Origin of the sequence: Pseudoduganella sp. R-32 (genome assembly GCF_049913245.1) — a bacterium.
Classification (GTDB): domain Bacteria; phylum Pseudomonadota; class Gammaproteobacteria; order Burkholderiales; family Burkholderiaceae_D; genus Rugamonas.
Map to the genome: position 1 here is coordinate 4,762,434 of NZ_CP183987.1, position 24,762 is coordinate 4,787,195.

A 24,762-nucleotide genomic window follows, 5' to 3' on the forward strand; every position below is an offset into this window, starting at 1 on the left:
CGACGGCGCGATCAAAGCCAATTTGACTGCGAAAACCGGTAAACCTGGGTACGACCCGGAGGGTCGGACCCTGTCTGCGCTGCGGTGAGGGGATGGGTCTAGGCCTTTGAATTTCTCAGAACGTCAAAGGCCCAGAACCAACCCCGCGACAGTCGATCAGACAGGGTTAGACCCATGCCGGATGGCCGTCCCGTCTGACCCTGGTTTACCGGTTTTCAGTGGAGCTGCCGGTAGATTTCTTCGGCCAGCGTGTCCGAGATACCCTCCACCGATTTCAAGTCCTCGATACTGGCGTTCATCACGCCTTTCAGCCCGCCAAAGCGGGACAAAAGCTTCTGGCGGCGCTTGGCGCCAATGCCTTCAATCTCCTCCAGGCGCGAGGTCTGGCGGGCCTTGGCTCGCTTGGCGCGCATGCCGGTGATGGCAAAACGGTGGGCTTCGTCGCGGATCATGGCCACCAGCATCAGGGCTGCGGACTCCTTGCCCAGTTCCTGCGGCTCGCGGCCATCGACGAAGACCAGTGTCTCCAGGCCGACGCGCCTGCCCTCGCCTTTCGCCACCCCGACGATCAGGCTGATGTCCAGTCCCAGCTCGACAAACACCTGGCGCGCCATTTCGACCTGCCCCTTGCCGCCGTCAATCAGCACCACGTCCGGCATGACGCCGTCGCCGCCCGCCACTTTTTCGTAGCGGCGCGTCAGCACCTGGCGCATGGCGGCGTAATCGTCGCCCGGCGTGATGTCGTTGATGTTGTAGCGGCGGTACTCGCCGTTCTGCATCTGGTGATGGTGGAACACCACGCAGGACGCTTGCGTCGCCTCGCCGGCCGTGTGCGAAATGTCGAAGCACTCCACGCGCAGGGTGTCGAGGTCTTCGTTTTCCAGCCCGAGCACTTCGGCCAGGGCGCGGGTGCGGGCCTGCTGCGAGCCCTGCTCGGACAGCAGCCGCGCCAGCGATATCTCGGCGCCTTTCTGCGCCAGCTCCTGCCACTGGCGGCGCTGGCCTTGCGGCTGGAATACAAGGTGGATGCGGTGCCCGCACTGTTCCTGCAGCGCCAGGATCAGTTCCGGCTGGTCGAATTCGATATTCAGGATCAGGGTGCCGGGAATCGACTTCTCGGTGTAATGCTGGACCAGGAAAGCGGCCAGCACTTCCTGTTCGATCGGGCGTTCGGCCACGACCTCGGCATCCATCACGTGGGTCGGGAAGTAGGCCCGGTCACCCAGGTGGCGGCCGCCGCGCACCATCGCCAGGTTGACGCAGGCACGGCCGCCCTGCACCACCACGGCCAGGATATCCACGTCCTGGTCGCCGGTGGTTTCCATCGACTGCTGGTGCAACACCTTCGACAGCGACTGGATGCGGTTGCGCACAACGGCCGCCTGCTCGAATTTGAGATCGGTGGCATAGGCGAGCATCTTCTGCTCCAGCTCCTCCAGCACCTCCGTCTGCCGGCCGCGCAGGAAGCGCGCGGCGTTGTTGACGTCATTGCGGTAATCCTCCACCGCGATCAAGCCCACGCAGGGTGCGCTGCAGCGCCCGATCTGGTGCAGCAGGCAGGGACGCGTGCGGTTCATGTACACGCTGTCTTCGCAGGTGCGCAACATGAAAACCTTTTGCAGGATCTGCATCGATTCCTTCACCGCCCACGAGGAAGGGAAAGGGCCGAAATACTGGTGCTTGCGATCGACCGCGCCGCGGTAGTACACCATGCGCGGCACGTCGCCGCCGGTGATCTTCAGGTAGGGATAGCTCTTATCGTCGCGGAACAGGATGTTGTAGCGCGGCTGCAAAGCCTTGATCAGGTTGTTTTCCAGGATCAGGGCCTCGGCTTCGCTGCGCGTCACCGTGGTTTCCAGGCGCGCGATCCGCTCGACCATCAACGCAATGCGCGGGCTCGAAAGATTCTTCTGGAAATAGCTCGACACGCGCTTTTTCAGGTCGCGCGCCTTGCCCACGTAGAGCACCTTGTCTTCGGCATCGAAGTAGCGGTACACGCCGGGCAGGTTGGGCAGCTTGGCAACGGTGGCCAGCACCTGTTCGCGCGGGTCTGGGGTTTCTTCAGTCATTCGCTCGTTCGACGATCGCATAGGCGACCGCGTAATCCTCTTCATCGCTCACGGAGATATGGGCGACCAGCGCATTCTGCAACATGAATTCGCCCAGCGCGCCGCTGCAGGCCATGTAGGGCTTGCCTAAATCATCATTGAGCAGCTGCGCGGCATGCCAGGTCATCGGCGGGCGCAGCCCCAGGCCCAGGGCCTTCGAGAAAGCCTCCTTGGCCGCGAAGCGGGTCGCCGCATAGCGCACGCCGCGCAGCGGGCTGCGGGCGCAACGCTCCTGGTACACCGCGAATTCTTCAGGACCGAGGATCTTCCGCGCAAAACGCTCGCCGCTGCGTTCCAGCGCGGCGGCAATGCGGGGCACTTTGCTGACGTCCGTCCCGATGCCGTAGATCATTTTGCGCCCAGGCGGGTCGACACCATGATGGCCTTCATTTCGCGCACGGCATTTTCCCAGCCGGCGAAGATCGAGTGCGCCACGATGGCGTGGCCGATATTCAGCTCCGCGATTTCCGGAATGGCGGCAATGGCCTGTACGTTGGTGTAGTGCAGGCCATGGCCGGCATTGACCTTCAAGCCGTTCTGCACGCCCCAGCGCACGCCGTCCCTGACGCGCTGCAGTTCGTGCGCCTGCGCTTCGCCTTCAGCATCGGCATAGGCGCCGGTGTGCAGTTCGATCACCGGCGCGCCGACTGCGGCGGCAGCCTTGATCTGCTCTTCGTCGGCGTCGATGAACAGGGACACGCGAATGCCCTCCCCTTGCAGCTGTTTCACGGCAGCCTCCACTTCCTTGTGGAAGCGCACCACGTCCAGCCCGCCTTCGGTGGTGATTTCGGTGCGTTTTTCCGGCACCAGGCAGACGTCGGCCGGCTTGATGCGGCAGGCGAAGTCGATCATCTCCTGGGTCACGGCCGCTTCCAGGTTCATGCGCGTCACCAGTTGCGGCGCCAGCGCAATCACGTCGGCATCCTTGATGTGGCGGCGGTCTTCGCGCAGGTGCAGGGTAATGCAATCGGCGCCGGCCTGTTCGGCCAGCAGCGCCGCGCGGATCGGGTCCGGGTACACGGTGCCGCGCGCATTGCGCAGCGTGGCGACGTGGTCGATATTCACGCCAAGGTCGATGATGGTGCCGGATGGTGACAGGAAGCTCATGTTCTTTTCTTAGAGTTGCAGCAAATCGATCAATATCTGGCGCGTATTCAATGGCGCGCCGCCAAGGTGCCAGGACAACAGGTAGCGCATCAGCTGCTTGCTTTGCGCCTGCGTGGCCGGGTCGCTGTAATCTTCGCGCTCGATATCGAGCAGCGTCTTGCCTGCGACACGCGGGGCCGTGTCCTCATCGCGCTCCGGGCGCGGCCCGCGATCCGGGTCCACCACATAATGTACATCGGCCAGCACTTTCGTGCGCGAGGCGGTGCAGCGCGTCAGGTCGGCCGCCACGCCGGTCTCCTTCAGCAGCGCCATTTCGAACTTGCGCAGCACGATCGGCGCCGGTTCATTGTGGGCCAGCTGGTTCAGCGTGGAGACGTAATGGTCGAACAGCTTCGCATGCGCATCGTCGCGTGCGGTCAGCTTGACCAGCAGTTCATTCAGGTAGAAGCCGCACAGCAGCGCGGTCTTTTCAAGGGGCAGCATGCCGCCGACCCAGTCGGCATCGGTCAGCGTGCGCAATTCGTTCTTGCCGGTCCAGCCGGTGGTCAGGGGCTGGAAGGTTTGCAACACGCCGCGCAGCTGCGAATGCGGACGCTTGGCGCCCTTGGCGATCAATGCCACGCGCCCGTAGTCGCGCGTGAACAGCTCGACGATGAGCGAGGTTTCCTTGTACGGGTAGCTATGCAGCACAAAGGCCGGCTGTCCCGTCACGCGGGTGCCGACAGTGCGCTGCTGCCCTGGTGGGCGGCGCTTCTGCGCCGGCGGGGCTGGTACGGCCGCGCTCGTGTCCCGGCTGGGGTCAGACCCCAAATGGGACACGGGCTCGGCTGTCAGGACAGGCATTATTCGTAGCCGTATGCGCGCAGGCCAGCCTCGTTGTCGGCCCAGCCGGATTTCACTTTCACCCAGATCTCGAGGTAGACCGGGCCGCCAAACAGTTTTTCCATGTCCTGGCGGGCCTGGGTGCTAACTTCTTTCAGGCGCGCGCCCTTGTTACCGATGATCATGGATTTGTGGCTGTCGCGCTCGACCAGGATGGCGGCAAAGATGCGCCTCAAATTGCCTTCCTGCTCGAACTTCTCGATCAGCACCGTGCTGGTATAAGGCAGCTCGTCGCCCACAAAGCGGAACAGCTTCTCGCGCACGATTTCCGAGGCCAGGAATTTCTCGCTGCGGTCGGTGATATCGTCCTCGCCGAAGATCGGCTCATTCTCCGGCAAGTGCTTCTTGATCTCGTTTTGCAGGCCATCCAGCTGGAAGCGCAGCTTGGCGCTCACCGGCACGATCGCCGTGAACTGGAATTTCTCGGCGATCTGCTGCGCGAACGGCATCAGAACCGCCTTGTCCTTTACGCGGTCCGACTTGTTGATCACCAGGATCACCGGCACATTCTTCGGCAGCAAATCCATCACTTGCTGGTCGGTCTGGCCGAAGGTGCCCGCCTCCACGATGTACAGGATCAGGTCCGACGATTCCAGCGTATTCGTCACCGTCTTGTTCAGCGTCTTGTTCAGCGCATTCGAATGGCGGGTCTGGAAGCCGGGCGTATCGACGTAAATGAACTGCGCGTCGCTGACAGTCTGGATGCCGGTGATGCGGTGGCGCGTCGTCTGCGCCTTGCGCGAAGTGATGCTGACCTTGGCGCCGATCAGCGTATTCATGAGGGTCGACTTGCCAACGTTCGGGCGGCCGACAATGGCGATGTAACCGCAGCGGAAGCCGGCGGGAGTGGGTGCACTAGTCATGATGCAAACTCAATTCAGTTATTGTTTGGCGAGCTTCTTGTCCGCCGCCGTTTCGCCCTGGACCGTGGCGATGCCGGCCAGCTTGAGCTGGGCCGAGCGCTGGCGCGGCTTGCGGCCGGCCGATGGCGCTTTCTTCAGCGCTTCTTCGGCCACTTCCAGCGCCAGCTTGGCCGCAGCCTGCTCGCCGGCGCGGCGGCTGCCGCCCCGCCCGAACACCTGGATGCCCAGCTTGGGTACCAGGCACTCGATCTCGAACTCCTGGCTGTGCGCGGCGCCGTGGGTGGCGACCACGTTGTACAGCGGCAGCGAGATCTTCTTCGACTGCAGGAATTCCTGCAGCAGGGTCTTGGCATCCTTGCCCAGCGTCTGCGGGTCGACCGAATCGAGGATCGGGATGTAGAAGGCGCGGATCACCGCTGCGGCCTGGTCGAAACTGCCGTCCAGGTAGATGGCGCCCAGCAAGGCTTCCAGCGTATCGGCCAGGATCGACGGGCGCCGGAAACCGCCCGACTTCAGTTCGCCTTCGCCCAGGCGCAGGAACTGCGACAGTTCCAGCTTCTGGGCGATTTCGAACAGGGATTGCTGCTTGACCAGGTTGGCGCGCACGCGCGACAGGTCGCCCTCGTCGAGGGAGTTGAAACGTTCGTACAGGATGGAGGCGACTACGCAGTTCAGGATCGAGTCGCCGAGGAATTCCAGCCGTTCGTTATGCAAACTGCTGTGGCTACGGTGCGTCAGGGCCTGCTGGAGCAATCCAGCATCCTGGAACGTGTAGCCCAACCTGGTTTGCAATAACTGTAAATTCATCACTTATTATTCAACCTTCTTCTTTGCGCCAGCCTTTGCTGTCGTGCCCTCGTATTCCAGCAGGATGCTGGCCGGGCCAACCAGGGGAATCTTTTTCTCATACGCAAAGCTGATGTCGAAATCAGTGCCATTGCGCTCCAGCATCAAATCGTGGCCGGTAATCGACGTGATATAACCCGTTTCCGCACTCCTGGCGAAAGATCCCTGGATGGCCGAGACATTGTCGCCACCATCCTTCTTGGCACGCTCGATCGCGTTCACGATGGCGCGGTACTCGATGTAGGTCGGCAGGATTTGCGCAGCAATCAGGCCGACGCCCGCAAGGATTGCAATACCAAAAATCAGGCCAATTAGGCTGATACCACGTTCATGCTGCTTGCGCATAAGTTCTACTCTCCTGTCTGCTTAGCGGATGCCGCCAAGACGATCGAAATTGAAATTACCCAGGTTCATCCAGACAAAGAAGGCTTTGCCCACGATATTTTTGTCCGGTACGAAACCCCAGATTCGGCTGTCGGCACTATTGTCCCGATTGTCGCCCATCATAAAGTAATTTCCTTCAGGAACTACACACGAAAACCCTTCGTAGTTGTAAGTGCAGGCCTCACGGTGCGGGAAATTGTCATCCACCTGGCCGATCAGGACCGGTGGCGCCTTTTCGTTGTTCAGGATGCGGTGCTGTACATTGCCGAGCTGTTCGGTAAATTGCTTCTGGTAAGTAAGAGTGCCTTCTTCCAGGTAATCTTCCATCGGGGTATAGCCAACTGCCTGGCCATTCACCGTTAAGCGCTTGTTTTGATAAACAATTTTATCACCCGGCACACCAATTACCCGCTTGATGTAGTCCTGGCTCATATCCTTCGGATACTTGAACACCATCACATCGCCGCGCTGCGGATCGTTGACCTGCACCACCTTCCTGTTCAGGATAGGCAGGCGAATGCCATAGGTGTATTTGTTCACCAGGATCAGGTCGCCCACCAGAAGGGTCGGCACCATCGACGAGGATGGGATCTTGAACGGCTCCCACAGGAAAGAGCGCAGGAAGAACACCAGCGCGATCACTGGGAAGAAGCTGCCCGAATATTCGATCCAGGTCGGCTGGCGCAGGATGTCCGCTTCCAGCTTGGAGCGGGCATTGCCCTGCTCGTCCATGCGGATGCCGTTGGCAGCCGAGCGCGCCATGCGCTCGTCATATTCAACCAGCGCCTTGTTGGCGGCAGCGCGGCGCTGCCTGGAAAACACCACCAGGTCGAGGACCCAGATGATCCCCGTCACCACCATCAGGACGAACAGGATTAAAGCGAAATTGCCCAGGATGGATTGCAGTGTCATTTCTCTTCCACTTGAAGGATTGCCAGGAATGCCTCTTGCGGGATCTCCACGGAGCCCACTTGCTTCATGCGCTTCTTGCCTGCTTTCTGCTTCTCGAGCAGTTTCTTCTTACGGGTGATGTCGCCGCCGTAGCACTTGGCCAGCACGTTCTTGCGCATCGCCTTGACGTTTTCACGCGAGATGATGTTGGAGCCGATCGCTGCCTGGATCGCCACGTCGAACATCTGGCGCGGGATCAGTTCGCGCATCTTGGCCGCCACGGCGCGGCCGCGGTATGGCGCATTGGCGCGGTGCACGATGATGGCCAGCGCGTCGACCTTTTCGCTGTTGATCAGCATGTCGACCTTTACCACGTCGGCAGCACGGTTTTCCTTGAACTCGTAGTCCATCGACGCGTAGCCGCGCGAGGTGGACTTCAGCTTGTCGAAGAAGTCCAGCACGATCTCGGCCATCGGCATCTCGTACACCAGCTTCACCTGGCGGCCGTGGTAAGCCATGTCCATCTGGATGCCGCGCTTGGCGATGCACAGGGTGATCACGGAACCGACATACTCTTGCGGCATGTACAGGTTGACCGTCACGATCGGCTCGCGCACTTCGTTGATGTGGCTCGGGTCCGGCATGCGCGACGGGTTGTCGACGTGGATCACGGTGCCGTCGCGTTTCTCGACTTCATACACCACGGTCGGTGCGGTGGTGATCAGGTCCTGGTCGAATTCACGCTCCAGGCGCTCCTGCACGATTTCCATGTGCAGCAGGCCGAGGAAGCCGCAGCGGAAACCGAAGCCCAGCGCCTGCGACACTTCAGGTTCGAACTGCAGCGCGGCGTCGTTCAGCTTCAGCTTTTCCAGCGAGTCGCGCAGCGCATCGTACTGGTTGGCTTCCACCGGGAACAGGCCGGCGAACACCTGCGGCTGGACTTCCTTGAAGCCTGGCAGCGGCGCCGGCGCGCCGTTTTGCGCATGGGTGATGGTGTCGCCAACACGGGCGGCTTTCAGTTCCTTGATGCCGGCGATGACGAATCCCACCTGGCCTGCGGTCAGCTGGGACAGCGAGACGGAACGCGGCGAGAAGATACCGATGTCTTCCACCAGCTGCACCGAGTCGGTCGCCATCAGGCGGATCTTTTCTTTTGGACGCAGGGTGCCGTTCACCACGCGCACCAGCATCACCACGCCCACGTAGGCGTCGTACCAGGAGTCGATGATCAGGGCTTGCAGCGGCGCTTCCGGGTCGCCTTTTGGCGGCGGCACCTTGGCGATGATCGATTCCAGAACGTCTTCCACGCCCAGGCCGGTCTTGGCCGAGCATTGCACGGCGTCGCCGGCTTCAATGCCGATCACGTCTTCGATCTCCGCGATCGCGGTTGGCGGGTCGGCGTTCGGCAGGTCGATCTTGTTCAGTACCGGCACCACTTCCACGCCCAGGTCGAGCGCGGTGTAGCAGTTGGCCACGGTCTGCGCTTCCACGCCCTGCGACGCGTCCACCACCAGCAGCGCGCCTTCGCAGGCGGACAGGGAACGGCTCACTTCATAGGAGAAGTCGACGTGGCCCGGGGTGTCGATCAGGTTCAGGTTGTAGATTTCGCCGTTGCGCGCCTTGTACTTCAGGGCTGCGGTCTGGGCTTTGATGGTGATGCCGCGTTCACGTTCCAGGTCCATGGAGTCCAGGACCTGCGCTTCCATCTCGCGGTCGGACAGGCCGCCGCACAGCTGGATGATGCGATCCGCCAGCGTGGACTTGCCGTGGTCAATGTGGGCGATGATGGAAAAGTTGCGAATGTTGTTCATTAAAAATCGAAACGAGCTATAACAAAAAGGCGCTTGAGCGCCTTTTTATGGAATTCAATGCAAGGGTAACCCCCGGCATTTTACCGGATTTCAGAGGGGAAAGCCGGATTTCTAGAGGGAAGACTGTGAAATAGTGCCATTCCGGCAATCATTTCGACAACACGGCCCGTACTTTGGCCTCATCCAGGAAGTAATGGCACAGCTCTGGCTCAGCCAGATCGGCGAACAGCACCGGTACCAGCTCGTCGAAGCGCGCCACCAGGGCTTCGTCGGCATCAACGTCAATGACTTCGACAGTGAACGGCTTTTCCGGGGTTTGCAGGGCATTCAGGGCTGCCAGCATGTCTTCGCACAGGTGGCAGTAGGAACGGGAATAAAGGGTAAAGTGCGGAGTGGCGTGCATTCAGGGCTTGCGTGGGCTGGTCTGCGCCCCCTCGGGCGCGGGCTGCCATTGTAGCGCGCCGGGCGGGATGGTGATGATGATAGCCGGCGGCTGAACGGGCGCAGTCGCCACCGTTGCGACGGGTTCCTGTCTGGCGAACCGTCCCTGCGGCGGCGCATAGTTCATGACGAACGTCATGACAGTAATCATGAGTGCTATCGATCCTAGCGTCGCGCCAACCGTCCATTTCACAACTGTCGCAACGGCACGCTCGAGGTCAGCTTTAGTTGCCATCTCCCTGTCGAGGCGCGCCAGGATGGCTTGAGAATCACGCTCCACGATGGTTACCCTTGTGCGAATAACTTCATCTTCGGCGTGCGCGTCGTAGTTGCCAAACTCATGCGGCATGGCGTCCTCCTGGCGCGCAGGGCGGAGAACCAAACGTAACGCCGCCGCGGGCTTGCCGCCTTGAGGGGCGACAAACGCGCGGCGGCGTCGGGCCGAGCGGTGCTTACTTGGAGGCGGGCGCCGGGCGCAGCGAGAAGTGCTGCGCCTGGTTGCCGCGGCGCACCAGCACGGCGGCGGCCCGCTTCGGATCGAGCTTGGCCACGGCAGCATTGAACTGCTTGGCGTCCACGATGTCCTGGTTGTTCAGCATCAGCAGGATATCGCCCTGGCGCAGGCCGGCAGCCTCGGCCGGACCGTCGGTATCCTCAACGATCACGCCTCCGGACACGCCCAGTTCACGCTTCTGCGCCGCAGTCAGGTCGCTGACTACGAAGCCCAGCGCATTGACCGCACTGGCTGGCGCCTCGTCCCTCTTCTCGCCCTTCTTGCCGCCCGAACGAGCAGCCACCTTGTTGTCCGGATCAGCCTCGCCCACCGTGACATGCACATCCACCGGAGCGCCCTTGCGCCACACGGTCAAAGTCGATTTGCTGCCTGGCGCGGTGCCCAGCACCATGCGGGTCAGGTCTGCAAAGCGGTCGATATCCTTGCCGTTGTACTTGATGACGACATCGCCCACGCGCAGGCCGCCCTTGTCGGCCGGGCTGCCCGGTTCGACCTGGGTCACCTCGGCGCCCTTGTTGTTCTTCAGGCCCAGCGACTCGGCGACGTCCTTGTTCAGCTCGCCAATCTGCACGCCCAGGCGACCGCGGGTCACCTTGCCGGATTTCTTCAATTGGTCGGCCACGCGCATCGCCTCGTCGATCGGGATCGCAAAGGAAATGCCGTTATAGCCACCGGACAGCGTCGCGATCTGCGAATTGATGCCGATTACTTCGCCCTTCAGGTTGATCAGCGGCCCACCCGAGTTGCCCGGGTTGACCGCCACGTCGCTCTGGATCAGCGGCAGCAGGTCGCCGGTATCGCGCGCCTTGGCCGAAATGATGCCGGAGGTGACAGTGTTCTCGAGATTGAATGGGGAACCGATCGCGATCACCCATTCGCCGACGCGGGACTTGTTCGGGTCGCCAATGGTCAGGTAGGGCAGCTTGCCGCCGCTATCGATCTTCAGCACGGCCACGTCGGCGCGCGCATCGGCGCCCAGCACCTTGGCCTTGAATTCCCGCTTGTCGGTCAGGGTGACGTACACCTCGTCGGCGCCATCGACTACGTGGGCATTGGTCAGCACATAGCCGTCGGCCGACACGACAAAGCCGGAGCCGATGCCGCGCTGGATCTCCTGGCCCGGGGTCGGCAGGTTACGGCGGCGCGGCGCCTGGCCGCGCGGCATTTGCCCGCCGAAGAAGCGGCGCAGGAATTCCTGCATTTCATCGGCCTGGCCAGCCGCGTCGACGTCGCGCTGGGTAATGCGTTCGGTAGTACGGATATTCACGACAGCCGGGCCGACTCGCTCAACGAGGTCGGCAAAGTCCGGCAAACCGGCCACGGCGGGAGCCGCCGCATAGGCGGGCGCGAAACCGGCAACGGCCGGCAGGCCGAGGGAGGCTGCACTGAGTACCAGCGCAGAAATCATGGTTTTTTTCATGGTTGCGTTCAGTGAAAGTCAATGAAGAACAAGCAATATAAATCAGCTTCGTGTTAAACGGGAGCCGGATATTGTGACGATATGTTGCGGGCAACCCCTCGCGGTTTCAAGAGGCTGCTTCGGCAGCCTCCGACCCTTGCCCCGCCCCACGCCCGCCCTCGCCCGCCTGCTTGCTCTCGCCCGGCACGGCTTCCTGGCAAGCCGGCTCGCCGGCCACCGCCTGCGTCCGCACCAGATGACTGTCGCGCTCCGCCTCGTCCAGCGCCGCCGCCAGCCGCGCTGCGAAGCCTGCACTCGGCTCGACGTCGGCAACACTCAGGCGCAAGGCTTCCCCGATCACCGCATTGACCTGGGCGCCCACGGGCAGCTCATCCTCATCCGGCAGCAAAATCATTGCTCCTCCTCACCAACGCTTATCGACAGGCAAATCCAGTAAAGGCCGCAGCCGCCGTGCAATCGCTTCGCGGGCCCGAAAAATCCGGCTGCGCACGGTTCCCAGCGGACACTCCATGATTTGCGCAATTTCCTCATAACTCAAGCCCTCGATTTCCCGCAGCACGACGGCAGTTCGCAACTCCAGCGGCAAAGCCTCCATGGCCGCATCGATGGCCAGCATCACCTGCTTGCTGAGCAACATCGACTCCGGCGTCCCGATTTCCGGCACCGGCGCCGGAAGCTGGGACGGCGCCACGCCCTGCGGTGCGCTTCGCTGCCGCCGCCGCAGGATCGCATTGCGCGCCCCATTCAAGGCAATCCGGTACAGCCAGGTGTAGAACGCCGCCTCGCCCCGAAAGCGCGGCAAGGCGCGGTACGCCTTGAGGAAGGTCTCCTGCACCACATCCTCCGCCTCGGCCGGATCGCGCAGCAGCCGCAGGACCAGGCGCAGCAGGCGCCGCTGGTAGCGCGCCACCAGCTGGTCAAACGCGGCCCGCTCCCCTGCCCGGGCCCGCTCCACCAGCTCACGATCTGGGTCCACCTTCATAAGAGCAGTCCCGCGAAGATTGGTTCACATTTTTTGAAGCTGGGCCCGCACTGCCGCCTGCAGCCGGCGCCACTCGCCGCGCGCCACCGAATCCGGCAGCAAGGCCAGCCACAGGCGCAGCCCTCCTTCCAGCTCGAGGTGGAGCAGCAAGGCGGCCGGCCACGCGGTGCAACCATCGAGCAAGCGTGCCCGGCACTGCTTCCGGTATACCGTCAGCCGGATTTCTCCGACACCGGAAATATCAATGTGGCTGCAATTGACTTCGCGCCGCAGGCTTGCCAGGGCTGCCACCGCCAGCAAGGGCTGCCCGCTCCATGCCCCGACAGCCAGCACGGACGCAACAATCCCTGCCCGCAAAACGCGCAGGCATGGCGACGGACGAACAGCGACAGATGCCGCGATCGACATAGGAATAAATGAAGGGGGGTACAGCGGGAGCGCTCGCCCCGGTACTGAGACCGGGGCGAGGCTTGGAAGTTCCGTTTAGACTTTAGCGAACAGCAGGCTGCCGTTCGTTCCGCCGAAGCCGAAGGAGTTCTTCAGCGCATAGTTGATCGTGGCATCACGCGCGGTATTGGCGCAGAAGTCCAGATCGCATGCCGGATCCTGGTTGAACAGGTTGATGGTCGGTGGGATCACCTGGTTGTGGATTGCCAGTACGGTGAACACAGACTCCAGGCCGCCAGCGCCGCCCAGCAGGTGGCCGGTGGCCGACTTGGTGGAGCTGACAACCAGCTTCTTGGCGTGGTCGCCGAAGGTGCGCTTGACACCCTGGACTTCCGCCACGTCGCCCTGCGGCGTCGAGGTGCCGTGCGCGTTCACATAGTTCACCTGGTCAGGGTTGATGCCAGCGTTGCGCAGCGCGTTCTGCGCCGACTTGCTGCCACCAGCGCCATCTTCCAGCGGCGAGGTCATGTGATATGCATCGGCGCTCATGCCAAAGCCCAGCACTTCTGCATAGATCTTGGCGCCGCGCGCTTTCGCGTGTTCGTACTCTTCCAGGACCATGACGCCGGCGCCTTCGCCCAGCACGAAGCCGTCGCGGTCCATGTCCCATGGGCGGGACGCGGTGGCAGGATCATCGTTGCGTTGGGACAGCGCGCGAGCCGAAGCGAAACCGCCCAGGCCCAGCGGCGACACGGTCGATTCCGCGCCGCCGGCGATCATGACATCCGCATCGCCATATTCAATGGCACGGGCTGCCACGCCGATCGAATGCAGGCCGGTGGTGCAAGCCGTCACGATGGACAGGTTGGGACCGCGCATGCCGTACTTGATCGACAGGTTGCCGGAAATCATATTGATGATCGAGGCCGGCACGAAGAATGGGGAGATACGGCGCGGACCGCGCTTGTCGTAGTCTTCCTTCTGCGCTTCAATCATCGGCAGGCCGCCGATGCCGGATCCAATGATCACGCCGATGCGATCGGCATTTTCTTCGGTGACGGTGATGCCGGAATCCTGGATTGCCTGGATGCCAGCGGCCATGCCGAAGTGGATGAATTTATCCATGTGACGCGCTTCTTTGGCGTCGAGGTAGTCCTCGACGTTGAAGCCCTTCACTTCACCCGCGAAACGGGTGGAGAAGGCCGACGCGTCAAAACTAGTAATGTTTGCGATCCCGGACTTGCTCTCGGTGATTGCTTTCCACGCGTCGGCAACGCTGTTGCCGACGGGGGAAATAACACCGAGGCCGGTGACCACTACACGACGGTTTTTAGAACTCAAGCGAGTCTCCCGGAGTGGATCGGAGAGTCAGGGCTTTGATTAGGCCTTGACGTGTGCAGTTGCGTAGTCGATCGCTTGCTGCACGGTGGTGATCTTTTCAGCTTGTTCGTCTGGGATTTCCATTTCGAACTCGTCTTCCAGTGCCATTACCAGCTCAACGGTGTCGAGGGAATCGGCGCCCAGGTCGTCGACGAAAGAGGATTCGTTCTTGATGTCTGCTTCAGCGACGCCCAGTTGTTCAGCGACGATTTTCTTAACGCGTTGTTCGATATCCGACATGTTATGGCTCCAATATGTTGTTACGGAAAGCGCGCATTTTAGCAGGTTTGCGCGCCTATAAACTAATTTCGACGTTTGATTTGATCTACGTTGAAATCACTATTAAATGATGCGATCGTGCGGCATTATGCCGCATAACCGTATCAATTCATATACATACCACCGTTCACGTGGAGGGTGGTACCGGTAATATATGCGGCCGCTGGCGAGGCCAGGAAAGCGACGGCTGCCGCGATATCTTCCGGCTTACCCAGGCGGCCCAGTGGAATCTGGGTCAGCAGGGCCGTATGCTGGTCTTCGCCCAGCGCCTTGGTCATATCGGTATCGATAAAGCCGGGGGCGACGCTGTTGACGGTAATGTTGCGGCTGCCGATTTCACGGGCCAGGGCGCGGGTCATGCCCTCGACGCCAGCCTTGGCGGCAGCGTAGTTCATCTGGCCAGGGTTGCCGGCCGATGCCACCACGGAGGTGATGTTAATGATACGCCCAGCCTTCGCTTTCATCATGCCGCGCAGGACAGCACGCGACAGGCGGCCCACCGAAGTCAGGTTGGTGGCGATCACGTTGTCCCACTCCTCGTCCTTCATGCGCATGGCCAGCTGGTCCTGCGTGATGCCCGCGTTGTTGACCAGGATGCCGACGGCGCCGTAGGTTTTCGAGATATCGTCGATGACGGCAGCGCACTGCTCGGCATTGGTGACGTTCAGCACCATGCCCTTGCCTGCTTCGGCGCCGATGTCGGCCAGGTAGGCCGAGATCGCTTCTGCGCCGGCCTCGGTGGTGGCGGTGCCGATCACCTTGGCGCCCTGGCGGGCCAGTTCTTGCGCGATTGCCTTGCCGATGCCGCGCGAGGCGCCGGTCACCAGTGCTACTTGATTAGCGAGAGTCATTGTCATCCTTGTTTATTTCAGGGTTTCCAGCATGCGCTCGAGGGTTGCCTGGTCGTAGATGGCCTCGCCAACCAGGACCGGATCGATACGCTTGGCCAAGCCCATCAGGACCTTGCCCGGACCGCATTCAACCACATTCGTGATGCCGTCCGCAGCAACTTTCTGCATGGTTTCCACCCAGCGCACCGGGGAAGCGGCCTGGCGCACCAGCGCGTCCTTGATCGAAGCCGGGTCGTTCAGCACGGCCACATCCACATTGTTGATCAGCGGGATTTGCGGCGCGTTGAAATGGATCGAAGCCATGTACTCGCGCAGGCGATCCGAAGCCGGCTTGAGCAGCGAGCTGTGGAACGGCGCGGAAACCGGCAGGCGCATGGCGCGCTTGGCGCCTTTCGCCTTGGCGATTTCACAGGCCTTGTCGACCGCGGCAGCGTGACCGGCGACCACGACTTGCGCTGGCGCATTGTAGTTAACCGCTTCCACCACTTCACCAGGAACGGCAGCCGCCGCTTCGGCGCAGGCTGCACGCACGTCTTCATCGGAAAGGCCCAGCATCACAGCCATGGTACCCTGCCCGACTGGCACGGCTTCCTGCATCGCTTGGGCGCGGAAGCGCACCAGCGGCACCGCATCCTTGAAGGAAATCACGCCTGCAGCAACCAGGGCCGAGTACTCGCCCAGCGAGTGGCCGGCAACCACGGTTGGCACCGGGCCGCCAGCGGCGATCCAGGCGCGGTAGGCTGCCACGGCAGCGGTCAGCATGACCGGCTGGGTATTGGTGGTCAGGTCGAGTTCTTCTTTCGGGCCTTCAGCAATCAGCTTGGCCAGGTCGAACTGCAATGCGTCGGAAGCTTCGGCAAGGGTCTGTGCGACCACTGGATTGCCGGCAAAACCTTCCATCATGCCCACGGCCTGGGAACCCTGGCCCGGGAATACGAACGCGAATTTATTCATCTTTCAACCTTTAGACTTCTTATTCTAAAAAGGACTGCATTTTATTACATTCGGGCCAGTACGGCACCCCACGTAAAGCCACCGCCTACACCTTCCATCATCACCACATCGCCCTTCTTGATGCGGCCATCGCGCACTGCGACATCCAGCGCCAGCGGGATCGAAGCTGCGGAAGTATTGCCATGCTGGTCGACGGTCACCACCATCTTTTCCGGCTCCATGCCCAGCTTCCTGGCGGTGCCGTTCATGATGCGGATATTGGCCTGGTGCGGGATCAGCCAGTCAATCTGGCCGGAAGTCATGCCTGCCGCGTCCAGTGCCTCGTAGGCCACCTTCTCCAGCACCGACACCGCCAGCTTGAACACCGCCTGGCCATCCATGTACAGGAAAGCGCTGCCGTCGATCGCGCCGTTGGACAGGCTGCCCGGCACGCGCAGCACATCGGAATGGCGGCCGTCAGCATGCAGCTTGCACGCCAGGATGCCAGGCTCTTGCGACGCGCTCATGACAATGGCGCCAGCGCCATCGCCAAACAGCACGCAGGTGGTGCGATCTTCGAAATTCAGGATGCGAGAGAACACTTCCGCACCGATCACGAGCACATTCTTGTGCATGCCGGACTTGATGAAGCTGTCCGCCGTCGCCACCGCGTAAACGAAGCCGCTGCAGACGGCCTGCACGTCCACTGCCGCGCAGTTGTTGGTCATGCCCAGCTTCTTCTGCACGATGCAGGCCGTGCTCGGGAAGCTGCCGTAAAAGTCCGGCGTGGAACTGGCAACGATGATCAGGTCGATATCGTCCGGCTGCATGCCGGCCATTTCCAATGCCCGCTTGGCCGCGATCACACCCAGGTCGGACGAAGCCTGCTCAGGCTCCGCATAGTGGCGGGCGGAAATGCCGCTGCGCGACACAATCCACTCGTCCGAAGTCTCGATGCCCTTGGCAGCCAGCTGGGCTGCCAGTTCATGGTTGGTGACGCGTTTCTCAGGCAGGTAGCTGCCCGTGCCTACGATCTTGCTGTACAGGGTCATGCGTGTCTCTCGTTTGTGGTGTCGTCTCTTCCTGCGGCATCAGTTCGGCAATCATGGCCGACAGATGCTCTTGCAAATCATGATGCGCCGCCTCGTAAGCGCGGCGGATTGCCCATTCAAAGGCTTCCACGCCCGCCCCACCATGGCTCTTGAATACCAGGCCGCGCAGGCCCAGCAGGCCGGCGCCGTTAAAGCGGGCAGGATTCAGGCGTTGGGTGATCATGCGCAGCGCACCGCGCGCGATCAGCGCACCCAACATGGTGATCGGGTTACGCTTGAATTCTTCGGTCAGCACCACCTTGAACAAGCTGGCCAGGCCTTCGATGGCCTTCAGCGTCACATTGCCGACAAAACCGTCGCAAACGACGATGTCGGTGGTACCTTTGAAAATATCGTTCCCTTCCACGTTGCCGTAGAAGTTCAGGGCGCCGCGCTCGTGGTCGGCGCGCAGCAAGGCAGCGGTGGCTTTCACCACTTCATTGCCCTTGATGTCTTCCGTGCCCACGTTCAACAAGCCGATGGTCGGGCGTTCGATGCCCTCCATGGCCTGCACCAGCACATAACCCATGATAGCGAATTGGTGCAGGTGGTGCGGTTCGCAATCCACGTTGGCGCCCAGGTCCAGCATATAGGTTGGCTTGCCCAGCTTGTTGGGCATGATGGTGCAGATGGCCGGACGGTCGACGCCGGCCATGGTCTTCAGCACGTAGCGCGAGACAGCCATCAGGGCGCCGGTATTGCCAGCCGAAACACAGCCGGCAACGGCGCCGCTCTTGACCTGCTCAATGGCCACGCGCATCGACGAATCCTTCTTGCGGCGCAAAGCGACCTCGAGCGGGTCATCCATGGTGACCTGTTCGGAAGCGTGAAGGACGGTGAGGCGCGGCTCGGCCTCGGCGTGGTGCTTTTTCAGTTCAGCGCGAAGGACGTCTTCCAGGCCAACAAGGACCAGCTCGGCATTCGGTTCGTGCTTGAGGAAAGAGAGTGCTGCGGGGATCGTAACTGAGGGGCCGTGATCGCCACCCATGCAGTCGATAGAGATTTTAATTGTCATTGTATAACTCAAAGAAAAAGCGGCGCGACGTCAGAAAATCCTGCGTAGCACCGCTTTGTCTTGTCGCTGAAGCGAAACGTCGATTACTCGTCGTTCTTGGTCTTCAGCACTTTGCGACCACGATAGAAGCCGTTAGGCGAAATGTGGTGACGCAGGTGGGTTTCACCGGTGGTTGGCTCAACGGCCAGGTTCGGTGCTACCAGAAAATCGTGCGAACGGTGCATGCCGCGCTTCGACGGGGATTTCTTGTTCTGTTGAACAGCCATGATGACTCCTAATACTAAAGTTCTAAGATTTTAACACATCCGATGCGCAAAAACATGCGAATCGAGCTTTTACATCCATGCCAAACTCGATTACTGCACGCGTTTTGACACGTTCTTTGCTACTACAAACTGATTAATTCGTTTTCAGGCCTTTCAGGCCGGCGAAGGGCGACGCCTTCTCATTCTTCGCAGAGTCGACCAGCGAGGTATCAGGACACACTTCGTGCTTCGGCGACTGCGGCAAGGCAAGCAGGGCCTCATCTTCCACCAGGTCCATGAGATTCATGGAGCGCGCACCGACGATCACGTCAATGCTTTCATCATCAATGATTTCCTCGATCTCGTCCGCATCCTCGTCGTCCTTGCCGAGCATCAGGAGCGTCGACGAATCGATGTCGTAATCAAACGGGGTCAGGCAGCGCTGGCACACCAATTGCACTTTGCCGGCAACGGTCAGGCGCATCTGCGGGAAGCCCTGTTTGCTGGAACCACCCTCCACCTTCCAGGTCAACTCACCGGAAGTGTTAGCGCATTCCTTGCTAAGCCGGGTCATTTCAGCGACGGGCGTTACCCCTTCCTTGCTGCTGTTGGTCCGACAGAATTCAAAGGCGTCGATCTCAAAAGCATTCATTGGCTAAAATTTCCCTCGAAAACCTGCGATAATAACAGGATTTTCCACGCCGCGTCAAAGACTTGCGAGACTTTCGCTGTTTTTCTACGGCGCAGAGAGCATATAACATTTCCCTGATGAAAACAACCAACATCATTCTTGCTTCCAGTTCGGCCTATCGGCGGGAACTGCTGGCGCGGCTGCATTTGCCGTTCTCGGTCGATGTGCCGGATATCGACGAAAGCCCACTGCCGGGCGAAACTCCCTCTGCCACCGCCCTGCGCCTGGCCCGTGAAAAGGCTGCCGCAGTAGCTGCCCGCCACCCTGGCGCGCTGGTGATCGGCTCCGACCAGGTCGCCACTTTGGACGATGAGCAAATCGGCAAACCTGGCAATCATGCCAATGCCCTCGCCCAGCTGCAAAAAATGCGCGGGCGTGAAGTGGTGTTTCATACCGCGCTTTGCGTGTGGGATGGGCGCAACAATACGCACCAGCTTGAAGACATCCAGACCGTGGTCAAGTTCCGCGATTTGCCGGACGAGGAACTGGATGCCTACCTGCGCATCGAGCAGCCCTATGATTGTGCCGGAAGCGCGAAAAACGAGGCGCTGGGAATTGCGATCCTGGAGCGGATCGATTCCAGCGATCCGACGGCACTCACGGGCTTGCCGCTGATCGCCTTGACTGGCATGCTGCGCGCCGCGGGCGTCAGCTTTTTCCAAAACCGGTAGACCGGTGTCCGACCCACAGGGTCAGACACCAACGGCGCACCGGCCAACACAGTATGCAGACCGGTGTCTGACCCTGCGGGTCTGACACCGCATCACCGGTTTAAAAACATGAACGGCACCCTATACCTCATCCCCAACACCCTCGGCCCCACCGACTCCCTGGACCAGGTCATCCCCCAGCACGTGCAGCAACTGACCTCCCATCTCACCCACTTCGTCGCCGAAAACGCCAAAACCGCCCGCGCCTTCCTGAAGCAAGTCGGCACCGCCAAGCCCATCCAGGAAATCGCGATCAGCGAACTGAACATCAACACGCCGCAAACCGCACTGCAAGCCTTGCTCGAACCCCTGAAAGCTGGCCACGACGTCGGCCTGTTGTCCGAAGCCGGCGTCCCTGCAGTCGCCGACCCGGGCGCCGACCTGGTCCGCCTGGCCCACGCCAACAGCATCCCGGTCCGTCCGCTGGTCGGCCCCTCCTCCATCCTGATGTCCGTGATGGCCAGCGGCCTGAACGGACAAAGTTTCGCCTTCAACGGCTACCTGCCGACCGACGCTGCGCAACGTGCCAAGCGCCTGAAAGAACTGGAAACGCGCTCCCGCCAGGAAAAGCAAACGCAGCTCTTCATCGAAACACCCTACCGCAACGCAGCCATGCTGGAAGCACTGGTCAGCGCATGCACCGGCAGCACGCTGATCTGCGTGGCCACCGACATCAGCCTGCCAACGGAAACGATTCGCACCCGCACGGGCGCGCAATGGAAGGGCCTGCTCGACTCCGGCAAGGCGCCGGATTTCCACAAGAAGCCAACGGTGTTCCTGCTACTGGCCCAATAAGCTATTGAACCGAGTGGGCATACTCATTGACCCACTCAAACGCCTCGCGCTGCAGCGCATACAGCGCCGAAGGCGCCAGGTCCAGCTTGTGCAGGATGCCGGTCAGTTCCCGCCCCTCCTGCGCCCGCTCGATCAGCTCGATCAGGCGCAGCACATCGCCATAATCCCCCTCGCGATGCAACAGCGCATCGCGCACCTCGTCCAGCACATTGACGCTGTCGAGGATTTCGCCCATGCGCACCGAGAACAGCGCATCCATCAGCGACATGATGCCGACCGTAAAACCAATGTCAGCCGCCACCCGTTCCGACGGCCGCACATGCCCCATCACCAGCTCCATGGTCTTGCCGCGCGTGGTCGCCATTTGCAGCAAGGGCGAGTCGAATTCCGAGCCTTTCACATACAGCAGGATCTGCAGCCAGCGCTGCAACTGCCGGCGCCCCAGCACGATCAGGGCATGCCCGACGGAATTGATGCGGAAGCGCGCACCCACCGCCGGGGTATTCACCAGGCGCAACAGGTTCAGGGAAATCAGGGGGTCATGCTTGACGCTGCGCTCCACTTCGCGCTGGTCCGCATCCTGGTTCAGCAAATCGAGCAAGTGCATGATGGAGAGCTGAGATGGCGTAATCTTCTTCCCGCTCAGGATCACCGGCCGCGCGAAATAATAACCCTGGAAGTATTCAAAACCCAGGTCCATGCACTCGCGGAACTCCTCGACCGTCTCCACCTTCTCGGCCAACAGCTTCTGGTTGGGGTTGCGCAAGTTGCGCGCCAGGGCCGGCAGGCTGCCGCGCTCGATCTGCTTGATGTCGACCTTGATCACATCCATCAAGGGACGTAACGCCGTCACGGCATCACTCTCCCCCGCCACATCGTCGAGGGCGAACTTGTAGCCCGCCTGCTTCAGTTCCTGCACCCGCTTCAGCACGTCCGGCGTCGGCTCGACCGACTCCAGCACCTCGAGGATGACCTTGTCATTCGGCAGGAAGTGAATGAAATCGCTCATCAATCCCGTCGTGTCGACATTGACGAAAGCGAGCTGGTCGCCCACGACCTGCTCCATGCCCAGCTCGGAAGCATGGGCAATCACGGAGGCAGTGGCATGGGTTCCGTCCGTCACACGGGCTTCGTGGACTTCGGCATTTCGGTAGAGCAGCTCGTAGGCCACGAGCCGCTGGCTGCGGTTGAGGATGGGTTGCCGTGCCAAGAAGAACTGATTGGCATACGGCATTGGGATCTGCACTTCACTTTCAACCACGGCTGTCATGGGTTTCCCCATTGTTAAGACTCATGGTGTCAAGACTATACCCATTAGTGCAGTCCTGGCAACATTTTTATGTTGTGCGCTGCGGGACCTTCTTGCTTGTGGCCGCCTCGCCACTCTCCAGCGTGAACTGCGCACCGGCATCACGGCCCAAAACCTGCACCAGGTAGGGCATCACCTGGCGCAGCATCGGCTCCAGCGTGTACGGAGGATTCAGCAGGAACATGCCGCTCGTATGCAGCGCGATGCCGTCCGGGGTTGGCGTGCTGATGCACAGGGTCACGTTCAGCCAGCTCTTGGCCGGCAAGTGCTTCAGGCGCTCGGCGAAGTTGCGCGCCTCAATGCGCTGCAGCACCGGATACCAGACCGCATACGTGCCGGTCGGGAAGCGCTTCAGCGCATCGTTCAGCATGTCAGTGACCTTCTTGTAGTCCTGCTTGTCCTCATAGGGAGGATCGCACAGCACGATGCCGCGGCGCGATGGCGGCGGCAGCAACGCCTTCACGCCCAGGAAACCATCCGCCTTGTTGACGATCACACGCTTGCCGCGCGCAGCAGGCCGGCGGCCATTGGCCGCCTGGTGCTGCTCCAGCTTGTGGAAATTGTCGGCCAGGATCTTGGCGTCCGACGGGTGCAGCTCGAACAGGCGAAGGCGGTCTTCTTCGCGCGCCACGATTTCGGCGCAGTAAGGCGAACCAGGGTAGAAGCGCAGTTTGCCGCTTGGGTTCAGGTCCTTGATCAGTTGAACGTAGTCGGCCAGCGGTTCCGGCAGGTCATCACGATCCCACAATGGGCCGATGCCGGTCTCGAATTCAGCGGTCTTGGTGGCTTGCGCGCTATCCAGCGAATAAACGCCGGCGCCGGCATGCGTGTCGATATAGGTGTAAGGGACGTCCTTCTGGTTCAGGTATTCGAGGACCTGGACCAGGACAAAGTGCTTGAGGACGTCGGCGTGATTGCCGGCATGGAACGCGTGGCGGTAACTGAACATAGGAGAAGCGGGTCAATAAGATTTGCCGGCATTATCTCATGCGCATGATCGCCTGCGATACACTGGCCAAATGATCACCCTTCTTCCAGTGGCCAGCACCGACATCCCAGCCCTGTGGGAATTGCGCACCCGCGCGCTGCGCAGCCAATGCGCCGGCCACTACGATCCCCTCACATTGAGCACGTGGGCCGCAGCCCCGGCGCCCTCGACCTATCCCGCCTTGCTGGCCCAAGGCGGCGGCATCAAGGCCTATATCAACGGCGAACTAGCCGGATACGCCATCCTCGACCTGGAGAGCAATGAGGTGGATGCGGTCTTTGTCGAACCGCGATTTGGCGGCCAGGGCGTAGGCAAATGCCTGTTGAAAGCCCTGGAGCAGATGGCCGGCGAACCCGCCGCCCTGCACCTCTATGCTTCGCTGAACGCAGTCCCCTTCTACGAAGCGGCCGGCTATCGAGCAATGAAGAACACGCAGTACCAGCATCCCTCGGGAATCCTGCTGGACTGCGTGTTCATGACTCGCACTTAAGCGACTTTCTTCTTCTCGTCGAAGAACTGCTCGTCTTCGGTCGATCCATGCAGGGCCGTGGTGGAACTCTGGCCCTGCTGGATGGTTTGAGTCACGGCATCGAAGTAGCCCGTACCGACTTCGCGCTGGTGCTTGACCGCGGTGAATCCTTTGGCGGCCGCGGCGAATTCGGCTTCCTGCAGCTCCACGAAGGCGGACATCTGGCGGCGCGCATAGCCATGGGCCAGGTCGAACATGCCGTAGTTCAGGGAATGGAAGCCGGCCAGCGTGATGAACTGGAACTTGTAGCCCATCGCCCCCAGCTCTTTCTGGAATTTGGCAATGGTCGCGTCGTCGAGGTTTTTCTTCCAGTTGAAGGAAGGCGAGCAGTTATAGGCCAGCAGCTTGCCGGGGAATTTGGCATGCACGGCTTCGGCGAAGGCCTTGGCGAATGCCAGGTCAGGCTTGCCGGTTTCGCACCACACCAGGTCAGCGTAAGGAGCGTAGGCCAGCGCGCGGGAAACCGACTGCTCCAGGCCATTGCGCACCTTGTAGAAGCCTTCCACGGTGCGTTCGCCGGTGCAGAAAGGCTTGTCGTTGTGGTCCACGTCGGAGGTCAGCAAGTCCGCCGCTTCAGCGTCGGTACGGGCGATCACCAGGGTCGAGGTGCCCATGACGTCAGCCGCAAGGCGCGCAGCGGTCAGTTTTTCGACGGCTTCGCGGGTTGGCACCAGCACCTTGCCTCCCATGTGGCCGCACTTTTTCACCGAAGCCAATTGGTCTTCGAAGTGCACGCCCGAAGCGCCGGCTTCGATCATGGCCTTCATCAGTTCGAAGGCATTCAGCACGCCGCCGAAGCCGGCTTCCGCGTCCGCAACGATAGGCGCGAAGAAGTCGATATCGTCCTTGCCCTCAGACCACTGGATCTGGTCGGCGCGCTGGAAGGTATTGTTGATGCGGCGGACAACCATCGGCACCGAATTGGCAGGATACAGCGACTGGTCCGGATACATCTCGCCCGCCAGGTTGGCATCGCCAGCCACCTGCCAGCCTGACAGGTAGATCGCCTTCAGGCCGGCCTTCACCTGCTGCATGGCCTGGTTGCCGGTCAACGCGCCCAGCGCATTGACGAAGGGTTCGTTGTTCACCAGGTCCCACAGCTTTTCCGCGCCGCGCTTGGCCAGGGTGTGCTCGATGGCCAGCGAGCCGCGCAGGCGCACCACGTCTCCGGCGGTGTATGTGCGAGTGACTCCCTTCCAGCGTGGATTGGTATCCCAGTCGTGCTGCAGGGCAGCGATTTGTTCGGCGCGAGTAGCCATGATGATCTCCTACGAAAGCGTTAGAAAACGAAAACCGTTAGAGATATCTTA

General features: G+C 61.1%; 29 protein-coding genes. 3 read left to right on the top strand and 26 right to left on the bottom strand.

Features of this window, described 5'->3' with window-relative positions:
- Positions 1-215: 215 nt before the first annotated feature.
- From uvrC to ACN9MU_RS21610, 23 genes are all read right to left on the bottom strand, one after another.
- Positions 216-2,069, bottom strand: a complete 1,854-nt coding sequence (uvrC, locus tag ACN9MU_RS21500) for an excinuclease ABC subunit UvrC (RefSeq protein WP_426162465.1) — start codon at positions 2,067-2,069, stop codon at positions 216-218.
- Positions 2,062-2,460 (bottom strand): holo-ACP synthase, encoded by a 399-nt coding sequence (gene acpS, locus ACN9MU_RS21505; RefSeq protein ID WP_426343436.1) that lies wholly within the window; start codon positions 2,458-2,460, stop codon positions 2,062-2,064. Before acpS ends, uvrC begins: the two co-directional genes overlap by 8 nt.
- The gene (pdxJ, locus tag ACN9MU_RS21510; RefSeq protein WP_426336090.1) at positions 2,457-3,215 is read right to left on the bottom strand and encodes a pyridoxine 5'-phosphate synthase; all 759 of its coding nucleotides are present in this window, start codon (positions 3,213-3,215) and stop codon (positions 2,457-2,459) included. The genes acpS and pdxJ overlap by 4 nt, the downstream gene beginning before the upstream one ends.
- Positions 3,216-3,224: 9 nt before the next feature.
- A complete protein-coding gene (recO, locus tag ACN9MU_RS21515; protein WP_426162468.1) occupies positions 3,225-4,058 on the bottom strand; it encodes a DNA repair protein RecO in 834 nt (277 codons plus the stop codon).
- On the bottom strand, positions 4,058-4,960 hold the full coding sequence (gene era / locus ACN9MU_RS21520) for a GTPase Era (RefSeq protein ID WP_426343437.1): 903 nt from the start codon (positions 4,958-4,960) through the stop codon (positions 4,058-4,060). Before era ends, recO begins: the two co-directional genes overlap by 1 nt.
- An 18-nt stretch (positions 4,961-4,978) precedes the next feature.
- A complete protein-coding gene (rnc, locus tag ACN9MU_RS21525; protein ID WP_426162470.1) occupies positions 4,979-5,767 on the bottom strand; it encodes a ribonuclease III in 789 nt (262 codons plus the stop codon).
- Between the two features lie 6 nt (positions 5,768-5,773).
- Positions 5,774-6,151 carry a DUF4845 domain-containing protein gene (locus tag ACN9MU_RS21530; RefSeq protein WP_426162471.1) on the bottom strand — a complete coding sequence of 126 codons (378 nt, stop codon included), beginning with the start codon at positions 6,149-6,151 and terminating at the stop codon, positions 5,774-5,776.
- A gap of 21 nt (positions 6,152-6,172) precedes the next feature.
- Complete coding sequence (gene lepB / locus ACN9MU_RS21535; RefSeq protein ID WP_426162472.1) at positions 6,173-7,102, bottom strand: signal peptidase I; 930 nt, start codon at positions 7,100-7,102, stop codon at positions 6,173-6,175.
- The gene (gene lepA / locus ACN9MU_RS21540) at positions 7,099-8,892 is read right to left on the bottom strand and encodes a translation elongation factor 4 (protein ID WP_426162473.1); all 1,794 of its coding nucleotides are present in this window, start codon (positions 8,890-8,892) and stop codon (positions 7,099-7,101) included. Before lepA ends, lepB begins: the two co-directional genes overlap by 4 nt.
- Positions 8,893-9,040: 148 nt before the next feature.
- A complete protein-coding gene (locus ACN9MU_RS21545; protein WP_426162474.1) occupies positions 9,041-9,295 on the bottom strand; it encodes a glutaredoxin family protein in 255 nt (84 codons plus the stop codon).
- Entirely contained in the window at positions 9,296-9,682 is a 387-nt protein-coding gene (locus ACN9MU_RS21550) for a hypothetical protein (RefSeq protein WP_426343438.1), read from the bottom strand. It lies immediately after the preceding gene.
- 103 nt (positions 9,683-9,785) lie between these two features.
- Entirely contained in the window at positions 9,786-11,267 is a 1,482-nt protein-coding gene (locus ACN9MU_RS21555; protein ID WP_426318523.1) for a DegQ family serine endoprotease, read from the bottom strand.
- Positions 11,268-11,373: 106 nt separating this feature from the next.
- On the bottom strand, positions 11,374-11,661 hold the full coding sequence (locus ACN9MU_RS21560; RefSeq protein ID WP_426343439.1) for a hypothetical protein: 288 nt from the start codon (positions 11,659-11,661) through the stop codon (positions 11,374-11,376).
- 9 nt (positions 11,662-11,670) lie between these two features.
- Positions 11,671-12,249, bottom strand: coding sequence for a sigma-70 family RNA polymerase sigma factor (locus ACN9MU_RS21565; RefSeq protein ID WP_426162478.1), 579 nt, complete (start codon positions 12,247-12,249; stop codon positions 11,671-11,673).
- Between the two features lie 24 nt (positions 12,250-12,273).
- A complete protein-coding gene (locus tag ACN9MU_RS21570; RefSeq protein ID WP_426318525.1) occupies positions 12,274-12,657 on the bottom strand; it encodes a protein YgfX in 384 nt (127 codons plus the stop codon).
- A gap of 75 nt (positions 12,658-12,732) precedes the next feature.
- Complete coding sequence (gene fabF, locus ACN9MU_RS21575; protein WP_426162480.1) at positions 12,733-13,977, bottom strand: beta-ketoacyl-ACP synthase II; 1,245 nt, start codon at positions 13,975-13,977, stop codon at positions 12,733-12,735.
- A gap of 39 nt (positions 13,978-14,016) precedes the next feature.
- Positions 14,017-14,256: an acyl carrier protein gene (gene acpP / locus ACN9MU_RS21580; RefSeq protein WP_028104092.1), complete on the bottom strand. Its 240-nt coding sequence runs from the start codon at positions 14,254-14,256 to the stop codon at positions 14,017-14,019.
- Between the two features lie 143 nt (positions 14,257-14,399).
- The gene (gene fabG, locus ACN9MU_RS21585; RefSeq protein WP_426318526.1) at positions 14,400-15,152 is read right to left on the bottom strand and encodes a 3-oxoacyl-ACP reductase FabG; all 753 of its coding nucleotides are present in this window, start codon (positions 15,150-15,152) and stop codon (positions 14,400-14,402) included.
- Between the two features lie 6 nt (positions 15,153-15,158).
- On the bottom strand, positions 15,159-16,100 hold the full coding sequence (fabD, locus tag ACN9MU_RS21590) for an ACP S-malonyltransferase (RefSeq protein WP_426318527.1): 942 nt from the start codon (positions 16,098-16,100) through the stop codon (positions 15,159-15,161).
- 44 nt (positions 16,101-16,144) lie between these two features.
- Entirely contained in the window at positions 16,145-17,131 is a 987-nt protein-coding gene (locus tag ACN9MU_RS21595) for a beta-ketoacyl-ACP synthase III (RefSeq protein WP_426162483.1), read from the bottom strand.
- A complete protein-coding gene (gene plsX, locus ACN9MU_RS21600; protein WP_426318528.1) occupies positions 17,085-18,185 on the bottom strand; it encodes a phosphate acyltransferase PlsX in 1,101 nt (366 codons plus the stop codon). Before plsX ends, ACN9MU_RS21595 begins: the two co-directional genes overlap by 47 nt.
- Before the next feature lie 83 nt (positions 18,186-18,268).
- A complete protein-coding gene (gene rpmF / locus ACN9MU_RS21605; RefSeq protein WP_028104096.1) occupies positions 18,269-18,451 on the bottom strand; it encodes a 50S ribosomal protein L32 in 183 nt (60 codons plus the stop codon).
- A 133-nt stretch (positions 18,452-18,584) separates the two neighbouring features.
- On the bottom strand, positions 18,585-19,082 hold the full coding sequence (locus ACN9MU_RS21610; protein ID WP_426318529.1) for a YceD family protein: 498 nt from the start codon (positions 19,080-19,082) through the stop codon (positions 18,585-18,587).
- 116 nt (positions 19,083-19,198) lie between these two features.
- Between ACN9MU_RS21610 and ACN9MU_RS21615 the strand changes: the two genes are divergently transcribed.
- Positions 19,199-19,792, top strand: coding sequence for a Maf-like protein (locus tag ACN9MU_RS21615; RefSeq protein WP_426323821.1), 594 nt, complete (start codon positions 19,199-19,201; stop codon positions 19,790-19,792).
- A 108-nt stretch (positions 19,793-19,900) separates the two neighbouring features.
- Positions 19,901-20,626 (top strand): SAM-dependent methyltransferase, encoded by a 726-nt coding sequence (locus ACN9MU_RS21620; protein WP_426162487.1) that lies wholly within the window; start codon positions 19,901-19,903, stop codon positions 20,624-20,626.
- A gap of 1 nt (position 20,627) precedes the next feature.
- On the opposite strand, the gene ACN9MU_RS21625 is transcribed toward ACN9MU_RS21620, so the two are convergent.
- Positions 20,628-21,896, bottom strand: a complete 1,269-nt coding sequence (locus ACN9MU_RS21625; RefSeq protein WP_426162489.1) for an EAL and HDOD domain-containing protein — start codon at positions 21,894-21,896, stop codon at positions 20,628-20,630.
- A gap of 67 nt (positions 21,897-21,963) precedes the next feature.
- Positions 21,964-22,884 carry a 23S rRNA (adenine(2030)-N(6))-methyltransferase RlmJ gene (locus ACN9MU_RS21630; protein WP_426162490.1) on the bottom strand — a complete coding sequence of 307 codons (921 nt, stop codon included), beginning with the start codon at positions 22,882-22,884 and terminating at the stop codon, positions 21,964-21,966.
- Positions 22,885-22,954: 70 nt separating this feature from the next.
- Between ACN9MU_RS21630 and ACN9MU_RS21635 the strand changes: the two genes are divergently transcribed.
- Positions 22,955-23,413, top strand: a complete 459-nt coding sequence (locus tag ACN9MU_RS21635) for a GNAT family N-acetyltransferase (RefSeq protein WP_426318531.1) — start codon at positions 22,955-22,957, stop codon at positions 23,411-23,413.
- On the opposite strand, the gene aceA is transcribed toward ACN9MU_RS21635, so the two are convergent.
- A complete protein-coding gene (aceA, locus tag ACN9MU_RS21640; protein ID WP_426318532.1) occupies positions 23,410-24,711 on the bottom strand; it encodes an isocitrate lyase in 1,302 nt (433 codons plus the stop codon). The two genes, ACN9MU_RS21635 and aceA, sit on opposite strands and share 4 nt — an antisense overlap.
- Positions 24,712-24,762: the final 51 nt, after the last annotated feature.